The following is a 3,295-nucleotide window of genomic DNA, read 5'->3' as shown; positions in this document are numbered from 1 at the left end:
AACTTTCTAGCTCCCTGCGGCGTCCGGTCCTCTCGGATCTCGAAGTCCATCGCACCCCTTGAGCTGGGGTGTTGCAACGACTCCTAGAACCCAAGGCCCGCCGTAGGCGGCCCTTTTTCGTTTCCGGCCGCGGTCGGTCCGGGTAGCTCACCGGGCGGTTGCCGCCCCAGCTGTCGGTCGCGCCGCCGCCCCCGGGCCAGCTCGACGCGACCTGTCGAGCTGCCCCATGCGGAGCCGGAGCACGCCACCCGGGGGCGCTGGCCGCATGGACGGGGCGCGCCACCCGGGGACGCCGGTCGTACTGACGGGGCAGCTCGACAGCGTGCGCGGCGGGACCGTCGGACTCCCGACGACGAGCCGGTCCCCCGGCCGCCGGCCCCACCGCGCACACCCCGACGGGTCAGACGATGTCCAGTTCGTTGTCGAGGATGTCGAACAGGTCGTCCGCGGTGACGGAGGCGAGGTCGGCGCTCTGGGCCGGCGCCGCCGGGGTGGCCTTGTCGCGCCACTTCGTCAGGAGCCGTTGCAGGGCCGTGGCGACGTCCGTCTCCGCCCCGTCCGTCGTCTCCAGCTCGTCCAGCGTCGCCTCCAGCCGGGCGATGCCGTCGACGAGGGTGCGCAACCGCAGCTTCGCCTGGTTGCCGCCCAGCTCCTCGATCAGGTGCTCGACGAGCGCGGCGGGCGTGGGGTGGTCGAACGTCAGCGTCGCCGGCATCCGTAGCCCGGTGGCCTGGTTGAGCCGGTTGCGCAGCTCCACCGCCGTCAGCGAGTCGAAGCCCAGCTGCTTGAACGCCTGGTCCGCCGCGATGGTCTCCACCGACTCGTGGGCCAGCACCGCGGCCACGTTCGTGCGTACCAAGCCCAGCAGCACCTCGCGCTGTTCCGGCTCGGGGAGCCCGGCGAGCCGGCGGGACAGCGGCACCCCGGAGGCGGCCGAGGCGGCGCGGCGGGGGCGGGTGAAGGACCGCAGCGGGGGCGGCGCCGTCGTGCTCGTGCGCAGGGCACCCACGTCCAGCTTGATCGGGACCAGGCACGGCTCGTCCGTGCGGCAGGCCGCGTCGAAGAGGGCGAGCCCCTCCTCGACGGAGTGCGCCAGCACGCCGCTGCGCCCGATGCGGGCGAGGTCGGCCTCGGTCAGCCCACCGGTCATCGCGCCACCGCTGCGCCACAGGCCCCAGGCCAGCGACGTCGCCGCGAGGCCGGCCGCCCGGCGGTGCGCGGCGAGCGCGTCCAGGTAGGCGTTTGCCGCCGCGTAGTTCGCCTGGCCGGCCGTGCCCAGCACCCCGGTCGCCGAGGAGAACAGCACAAACAGCTCGACGTCGCCGGCCAGCTCGTGCAGGTTGAGCGCGGCGTCGACCTTCGCCCGCAGCACCGTGTCCACCCGTTCCGGCGTGAGCGACTCGACCGTGCCGTCGTCCAGCACGCCGGCCGCGTGCACGACGCCGACCAGGTCGGGCAGGGACGTCAGGAGCTCCGCCAGCGCGGCCCGGTCGGCGGCGTCGCAGGCGGCGACGGTGATCCTGGCGCCCAGCGACTCCAGCTCGGCCGTCAGCTCCGCGGCGCCCGGCGCGGCCGGCCCGCGGCGGGAGGTCAGCACGAGGTGCCGCGCATCGTGCGCGGTGACCAGGTGGCGGGCCAGCGCGGCGCCCAGTGCTCCGGTGCCGCCGGTGACGAGCACGGTGCCCGCCGGGTCGAACAGCCGGCGGTCCGAGTTGGCCGCGAACGTCGCGAGCCGCGGCACGGTCGGCACGCCGGCGCGGATGGCCACCTGCGGTTCCCCGGTCGCGACGGCCGCGCCGACGAGGGCCGGGTCGTCGGTGTCGACGAGGACGAAGCGGTCGGGGTGCTCGGTCTGCGCGGAGCGGACCAGGCCCCAGACCGCCGCGGCCGCCGGGTTCACGCCGTCGGTGGCGCCCCGGGACACGAAGACCAGCGGGGAGCGGTCGCCGGGCAGCCACTCCTGGATCGCCGCGAGCGCGTCGTGCACGGCGGCCCGTACCGCATCGGCGTCCGTGCCGGTGCCGACCTGGAACACGTCGAAGGCGCCGGCGGGGGCCACGGGCCGGGGGACGGGCACCCAGTCCAGCCGGTGCAGCCCGTTCGGGCCGGCGGCGGCGTGCAACTGCTCGATCGTCACCGGGCGCGCGACCAGCGACTCGACCGTGGCCACCGGCGTGCCGGTGCCGTCGGCGAGCGCCAGGGCGTACGCGTCCCCGGCGGTGGGGGTGATCCGCACCCGCAGGGCCGTCGCGCCGGTGGTCGACACCCGTACGCCGTGCCAGCTGAACGGCAGGCGCAGCGGGCCGTCGGTCCCGGTGGCCAGGGAGATCGGGTGCAGGGCCGCGTCCAGCAGCGCCGGGTGCAGTCCGAAGCGGCCCGTGGGCGCGTCGGCGGGGAGCGCGACCTCCGCGAGCAGTTCGTCGCCGCGGCGCCAGGCCGCCACCAGTCCCCGGAAGGCGGGGCCGTAGTCGATGCCGAGGTCGGCGATGCGGTCGTACAGGTCCTCGACCGGGGCGGGGACGGCGTCGGCGGGTGGCCACTCACCGGCCCAGCCGGTCTCGGGCTCCGCGGCGGCGTCGAGCAGGCCGCTCGCATGCTGCGTCCACGGCTCGCCGTCGGGTGCGTCCTCGCGTCGGGAGTGCACCCGCAGCGGCCGGCGCCCGGCCTCGTCGGGTTCCCCGATCTCCACCTGTATCCGCACCGCGCCGTCGGTGGGCAGCACCAGCGGCGCGTGCAGGGTCAGCTCCTCGATGCGGTCGAGGTCGACGTGCTCGGCGGCCCGCCGCGCGAGTTCGACGAACGCGGCGCCCGGCAGCAGGACGGTGCCCAGGACGGCGTGGTGCGCGAGCCAGGGCTGCTCGCGCACGGAGAGCCGGCCGGTGAGCACGGTCCGCTCGGAGTCGGCGAGCCCGAGCACCGCGCCGAGCAGCGGGTGGTCGGCGGCACCGAGCCCGAGCCCGCTGGCGCTGGCGGGGGCGTCGTCGGTCAGCAGCCAGTACCGCTGGTGCTGGAACGGGTACGTCGGCAGCTCGACGGACCGGGCGCCGGCGAAGTAGGCGTCGGCGTCGAAGGCGGTGCCGGTGGTGAAGAGCTGCCCGACGGCCTTGGTGAGGGTGTGGGTTTCGGGTTGGCCGCGGCGCATGGTGGCGATGGCGGTGGTGTCGCTGGTGGTGGCGGCTGTGGCGAGGACGGTGTCGGGGCCGATTTCGAGGTAGGTGTGGACGTTGCAGGTGGTGGTGAGGGTGGTGATGGTGTCGTGGAAGCGGACGGTGTCGCGGACCTGGGTGACCCAGTA

1 protein-coding gene is annotated in these 3,295 nt (G+C 75.5%); it reads right to left on the bottom strand.

Annotation, left to right across the window (positions count from 1 at the left end; translation table 11 throughout):
* Positions 1-400: 400 nt before the first annotated feature.
* On the bottom strand, positions 401-3,295 hold a 2,895-nt coding region (locus AB0G13_RS34375), incomplete at its 5' end, for a type I polyketide synthase (RefSeq protein ID WP_357883787.1).

The sequence above is a fragment of the Micromonospora sp. NPDC023633 genome (assembly GCF_040640035.1).
In the GTDB taxonomy this organism is placed as follows: domain Bacteria; phylum Actinomycetota; class Actinomycetes; order Mycobacteriales; family Micromonosporaceae; genus Micromonospora.
Note: the sequence above shows the minus strand (reverse complement) of the source record. Positions and strands in the feature narration are given on the sequence as shown.